This window comes from Brevundimonas sp. (genome assembly GCF_013823285.1).
Lineage (GTDB): Bacteria > Pseudomonadota > Alphaproteobacteria > Caulobacterales > Caulobacteraceae > Brevundimonas.
The window spans coordinates 1-5,037 of record NZ_PNLV01000143.1 but is presented as its reverse complement, the minus strand read 5'-3'; the positions used below and the strand labels follow the sequence as shown (position 1 = coordinate 5,037).

5 protein-coding genes are annotated in these 5,037 nt (G+C 71.0%); 2 read left to right on the top strand and 3 right to left on the bottom strand.

Annotation, left to right across the window (positions count from 1 at the left end):
- Positions 1-892: amidohydrolase family protein (locus C0461_RS13415; RefSeq protein WP_292107704.1), on the bottom strand; the 892-nt coding region annotated here is incomplete at its 3' end.
- Positions 893-1,039: 147 nt separating this feature from the next.
- Here C0461_RS13415 and C0461_RS13410 point away from each other — a divergent pair.
- Entirely contained in the window at positions 1,040-1,729 is a 690-nt protein-coding gene (locus C0461_RS13410) for a murein L,D-transpeptidase catalytic domain-containing protein (protein WP_292107703.1), read from the top strand.
- Here the strand turns inward: C0461_RS13410 and purD are convergent.
- Positions 1,726-3,003: a phosphoribosylamine--glycine ligase gene (purD, locus tag C0461_RS13405; RefSeq protein WP_292107705.1), complete on the bottom strand. Its 1,278-nt coding sequence runs from the start codon at positions 3,001-3,003 to the stop codon at positions 1,726-1,728. The genes C0461_RS13410 and purD overlap by 4 nt on opposite strands.
- A 66-nt stretch (positions 3,004-3,069) precedes the next feature.
- Positions 3,070-3,561: a PRC-barrel domain-containing protein gene (locus tag C0461_RS13400; protein ID WP_292107702.1), complete on the bottom strand. Its 492-nt coding sequence runs from the start codon at positions 3,559-3,561 to the stop codon at positions 3,070-3,072.
- Positions 3,562-3,645: 84 nt separating this feature from the next.
- Between C0461_RS13400 and xseA the strand changes: the two genes are divergently transcribed.
- Positions 3,646-5,037, top strand: a 1,392-nt coding sequence (gene xseA, locus C0461_RS13395; RefSeq protein ID WP_292107701.1) for an exodeoxyribonuclease VII large subunit, incomplete at its 3' end; no start/stop codon positions are given.

Here is a 5,037-nt window from a genome sequence, read left to right as displayed (position 1 = left end):
CCAGCCAGACGCCGTTCGAGCGCATCATGCGGATGGAGTCGGCGTCCAGATAGGTGCCGTGCTCGATGGAGTCGCCGCCGGCCGCCAGAAAGCTGTTGATGCCGTCGGTCCCGTGGGCGTGGGCGGTGACGGTGCGGCCCATGAAATGGGCGGTCTCGACGATGGCCTCCAGCTCGGCGTTGGAGAACTGCTGGCCCAGGCCCGCGGCGGTGTCGGACAGCACGCCCCCGGTGGCGGTGATCTTGATGATGTCGGCGCCGGCCAGAACCCGCTCGCGCACGGCGCGGCGGCAGTCGTCGGCGCCGGAGCAGACCCCGCCGGAACGCAGGTGGGGCACCAGATCCTCGCGCACCCCGTTGACGTCGCCGTGGCCGCCGTGGGGCGTGACCCCGCCGGCCGAGACCAGCAGGCGGGGGCCGGGGATGTGTCCGGCGGCGATGCCGTTGCGCAGGGCCACAACCGCCTCGCTCATGCCGCCCAGATCGGCCACGGTGGTGAAGCCCGCCTCCAGGGTCACGCGGGCGTAGGCGGCGCCCTGCATGGCCGAGTCCGCGGCGCTGCGGGTGAAGCGCTCGATGCGGGTGTTGGGGCCCTGCTGGCTGGTGATGTGCACATGGCTGTCGATCAGGCCGGGCAGGACGAAGCGGTCGGACAGGTCCACCACATGGCCCTGGCCGACGAATCCGTCGCGGATTTCGCGGACACGGCCGTTCTCGATCACGACGGTTTGATTGCGGCTGACCCGGCCGGTGGAGGGATCGGCCAGAAGGCGGCCCGCATGGACGTATGTCACCGCCGTTTCAGACGCCACAGTCCCTTGTCCTGACTGGGCCAGAGCCGGAAAAGCCGTCGTCGTCGCCAGCGCCAGGGCGCACAGGAACCGCTTCATCATACTTTCCCCTCACTATGGCCGGTCAGGTGATCCGGGCCGCGGCATAATAGGCGTCCGGGACTTTTCGCCAAGCTCACGCTTGCAGGAGCGCGAACAGGTATGGAACAAATCGCCCCAAGGGGCTCAAACCGCATACAAGGGCGTCGCATGCGGCTATCCAGACGTGGACTGATCACGGGCGGTCTCGCCGCGGGCGGGGCCATGGCGCTGTCCGGCTGCGCCTCCACCGGCGCCGCGCCGGTGCAGCAGGTGATGTTGCCGGCTGTCGATCTTGCGCCGCGGCCCATCCAGACCGTGCAGGTCCGGCCGCCGCTGGACCCCACCGGCCAGGTGCGGCCCGAACTGATGAGCCGGGCCATGGCGGCCCTGGACATCCACCACCGCCGCATCCCGTCGCGGGACCGCATGTACCTGGTGGATTTCACCCGCTTCTCGGGCGAGACGCGGCTTTACGAGGTCAATCTGGAGTCCGGCGGGGTGCAGGCCTTCCGCACCAGCCACGGGCGCGGCTCGGACCCGGCCCATTCCGGCTTCGCCCAGCGGTTCTCCAATGTGCGGGATTCCCACATGTCGTCGGTGGGCTCGTTCGTGACGGCGGGCCCGAACTGGGGGCCGCAGCAGGGGCCCAATGTGCTGCTGGACGGGCTGGAGTACTCCAACTCGGCCGCGCGGGAGCGGGCCATCATCGTCCACGGCGCCGACTACGCCGAGCCCGCGTTCCTTGAGCGCGAGGGCAAGCTGGGGCGGTCGTATGGCTGTTTCTCGCTGGCCCACGCCGATCTTCAGGCCGTGCGCGACCGCATGGGCGAGGGCCGGCTGCTGTTCGCGCTGGCCTAGTCGTCCCGCTCCAGCGCGCGCCAGCCGATGTCGGAGCGGTGGAAGCCGCCGGGCCAGTCGATCCGGCTGATGGCGGCGTAGGCGCGCTGGCGGGCCTGGGCGATGTCGACGCCGCGGGCGCAGACGTTCAGCACCCGGCCGCCCGAGGCGACCAGGGCGCCGTCCTTGTTGCGGGCGGTTCCGGCGTGGAAGACCTGCACATCGGGGCCGAAGTCCTGGTCGGCCCCGCGGATGACCGAGCCGGTCAGGGGGCTGTCGGGATAGCCCTTGGCGGCCATGACCACGCAGATCACCGTCTCGGGCCGGAACTCCAGCGGCGGCAGTTTCGACACGTCGCCCCGGGCGCAGGCCAGCAGATGGGGCACGATGTCCCCGGCCAGACGCATCATCAGGACCTGGCATTCCGGATCGCCGAAGCGGGCGTTGAACTCCACCACCCTGGGGCCGTCGGCGGTGGCCATCAGTCCGGCGTAGAGCACGCCGCGATAGGGCGCGCCCTCGGCGGCCATGCCCGCCATGGTCGGCTGGACCACGCGCTCGTCGGCCTGCCGGACGAAATCGGCGGTGAAGACGGGGGCGGGGGAATAGGCGCCCATGCCGCCGGTGTTGGGGCCGAGGTCGCCGTCGAAGGCGCGCTTGTGGTCCTGGGCGCCGCCCAGCAGCACGGCGCGGGTTCCGTCGCACAGGGCGAACAGGGAGCCCTCCTCGCCGTCCATGAACTCCTCGATCACCACCCGCGATCCGGCGGCGCCGAAGCGACCGCCCAGCATGCGCTCGATCTCGGCCTCGGCGTCGCGGCGATCCGGGCTGATGGCCACCCCCTTGCCCGCGGCCAGGCCGTCGGCCTTGATCACATAGGGGGGCTTGAAGACGTCCAGCGCCTGTTTCGCGTCAGCCAGGGTCTCATAGACGCCGTAGCCCGCCGTGGGGATGTCGTGGCGCTCGAGGAAGTCCTTGGCGAAGGCCTTGGAGGTTTCCAGCTGCGCCGCTCTGGCGGTGGGGCCGAAGCAGGGGATGCCCGCCGCCGTCAGACGGTCGGCCAGTCCGGCGGCCAGGGCCATCTCCGGCCCCACCACCACCAGATCGGCGCGGATCTCTCGGGCCAGGGCGGCCAGGCCCTCGGCGTCGTCGGCCTTGACCGTGACGAGCTCGCCCAGCCGCTCCATGCCGGGATTGCCCGGCGCGATGACCAGCGACGTCACCAGCGGCGACTGGCGGATTTTCCAGGCCAGGGCGTTTTCGCGACCGCCCGATCCGACGAGAAGTACCTTCATGCCCGCGACATGACCGGCCATGGGCGGCCGGTCAAGCGCGGACAGGGTTCACCAGCCGTTGAGCGCTTACATGCCCTGGGTAGCGGTGGGCGACATGCCGTCCCGCGCGGTCCGCGGCTCCGGGCTGCGCATGGTGTCACGGTCCCACTGCGGCAGGGCGTTCAGCTGTTGCGCCGTCAGGGCCGTCTGCAGGCTGCGATCGCCCTCGATGTCGATGGAGGTCACCTGGTCGAGCGGGACAACCACATAGCGATCCTCGGGGCCCTCCACATCGATGGCGAAGCCGGTGACGTTGTTGTCAGCATCGATGATGATGGCCTCGACCTCGCCCAGCTTGGTGCGTTCGGCCGACAGCAGGTCGGCGTCTTCCAGTTGATCGCGATCCATGCCCAGGGCGGTGACGTGACGGGCCACGCCTTCGGTCACCGGCTGCGCCTGACCGGCAGCGGCGGCGTCCACGTCGGGCGCGCGCACCACGTCATCCTGATTGTCGCCGCAGGCGGCGACTCCCAGCAGGCTCACGGCGGCCACGGCGGACAGGGTCATTCGGACAGTCATTGGCTTCCTCCAGCGTTTCGGGTTCGACCAAATCAACTCGTGGGGGCCATCGACGTTCCCTGGTTTCGGCCGATACAAGAGGGCATGGACGCCGATTCAGCCCCCGATCCCCGCGACAACAATCCGCCGCTGTCGATCTCCGAGCTCAGCTTCGCGCTGAAGCGGACGCTGGAGGAGCGGTTCGGCCATGTGCGGCTGCGCGGCGAGGTATCCAAGGTGAACCGGCACGGGTCCGGCCACGTCTATCTGACCCTGAAGGATGACCGGTCCTCCATCGACGGGGTGGTGTGGAAGGGCGTGGTGCGCGGGCTGCAGGTTCAGCCGGAGACGGGGCTTGAGGTCATCGTCACCGGCAAGATCACCAGCTATCCGGCGCGGTCCTCGTACCAGATCATCATCGACAGTATGGAGCCGGCGGGCGCCGGCGCCCTGCTGGCCCAGCTGGAGCGGCTGAAGGCGAAGCTGCACGGCGAGGGCCTGTTCGATCCGGCGCACAAGCGGCCCATCCCGGCCTTTCCGGCGGTGGTGGGGGTGATCACCAGCCCCACGGGCGCGGTGATCCGCGACATCCTGCACAGGATCGCCGAGCGCTGGCCGTGCCGGGTCATCGTCTGGCCCTGCGTGGTGCAGGGGGACGCGGCGGCGGCCCAGGTGGCGGCGGCGGTGCGCGGCTTCGACGCCATGACGCCGGACGGCCCGATCCCGCGACCGGACGTGCTGATCGTGGCGCGGGGCGGCGGCTCGGTGGAGGACCTGTGGGCCTTCAACGACGAGGCCCTGGCCCGCACGGTGGCCGAGGCGGGCATCCCCATCATCTCGGCGGTGGGGCACGAGACCGACACCACCCTGATCGACTTCGTCTCGGACCGGCGCGCGCCGACGCCGACGGGCGCCGCCGAGATGGCCACGCCGGTGCTGGCGGACCTGAAGGCGGCGGTGGCGGACATGGAGCGGCGGCTGTTCCGTTGCGGCTCGCGGGTGCTGGAGGATCGGCGCACGCGCCTGAGGGCGGCCGCGCGAGGCCTGCCCGCCCGGCCCGAGGACCTGATCGCCCTGGCGCAGCAGCGGCTGGACCATGCGTCGAGCCGGCTTGCCTCGGGTCTGAGCCGCAATGCGGCCATTCACGAAAGGGAGCTGGTGCGCGCCGCCTCGCGCCTGACGCCGGGCCTGTTGATGCGGCCGATCCGGCATCAGGCCGAGCGGCTGGGCAGTCTGGACGCCCGCAGGGCCGGGGCGCTGGGCCGGGTCATCCCGCGCGAGGCGGACCGGCTGGGCCGCATCAGCCGTCTGTACGAGAGCCTGAACCCCGATGGACCGCTGAAGCGCGGCTTCGCACGGGTTCACGCCGAGGACGGGGCGCTGGTCCGGTCAGCGGCGGCGTTGAAGGCGGGACAGGCGGTGCAACTGGTGTTCGACGACGGCGACCGCCGGGCCGTGGTGGACGGCGCGTCCGCGCCTTCGCCGCCGCGCAAGGCG